General features: G+C 41.7%; 1 protein-coding gene. It reads right to left on the minus strand.

Annotated features, from left to right (window positions below):
* A partial coding sequence (locus tag DPX34_RS21635) for a hypothetical protein (protein WP_198673781.1) occupies positions 1 to 1046 on the minus strand: 1046 nt, incomplete at both ends.

The raw sequence follows: 1046 nt of genomic DNA on the forward strand, positions 1-1046 counted from the left end.
GTTGCTTCGCTCGTTGCACCATCATAATTGGCAGCTAAATCATGGGTTAAATCATAGCTTTCAAAATCGTCTTCATAAACCAGCGTTTGACCAGCTGTATCTGAATAAACTTTTAAGTTATCAACTAAGAAATCAGTTGTTGCAACACCACTGGTATCACCTAACTTCATAACAACCGTTCTTACATGCGCATTAGCGACATCAGAGGCTACATTAAGTGAAGCTGTTGTGAATGGGCCGTATGAATCACCATTAATAACGACAGTGACTTGGGTTGCATCCCACATCATCTCAACATCAATCCATTCACCTGGCGTGAATGTGGTGGTGATATTAACAAACTCTGCGTCTGTTACTTCATGGCCGCGTATAGCGAATGTGCCATCAAGAATTTTTAAGTCTACAATCGCATTACTGGTGCTTGTTGAACCATTGAATAACGAAACATAAGCGGCTTTAGCTTCATCGGCCGCTTTTAAGACTGACACGCTCATTTTACCTTGCGCTAACGCATCTGAAGAATCACGCTTGTATCTTAATTCACCCGCATCATCAATCTTCGTATCTTTGATAGAAGCAACTTTAGACGTATTGACAGTCGCACTTCCACCACCGGTATCGGTTGCAGTGAAAGGTTGAGTAACCGTTGCTTCGCTCGTTGCACCATCATAATTGGCAGCTAAATCATGGGTTAAATCATAGCTTTCAAAATCGTCTTCATAAACCAGCGTTTGACCAGCTGTATCTGAATAAACTTTTAAGTTATCAACTAAGAAATCAGTTGTTGCAACACCACTGGTATCACCTAACTTCATAACAACCGTTCTTACATGCGCATTAGCGACATCAGAGGCTACATTAAGTGAAGCTGTTGTGAATGGGCCGTATGAATCACCATTAATAACGACAGTGACTTGGGTTGCATCCCACATCATCTCAACATCAATCCATTCACCTGGCGTGAATGTGGTGGTGATATTAACAAACTCTGCGTCTGTTACTTCATGGCCGCGTATAGCGAATGTGCCATCAAGAATTTTTAAGTC

It is taken from the genome of Algibacillus agarilyticus, assembly GCF_003286125.1.
GTDB lineage: Bacteria > Pseudomonadota > Gammaproteobacteria > Enterobacterales > Alteromonadaceae > Algibacillus > Algibacillus agarilyticus.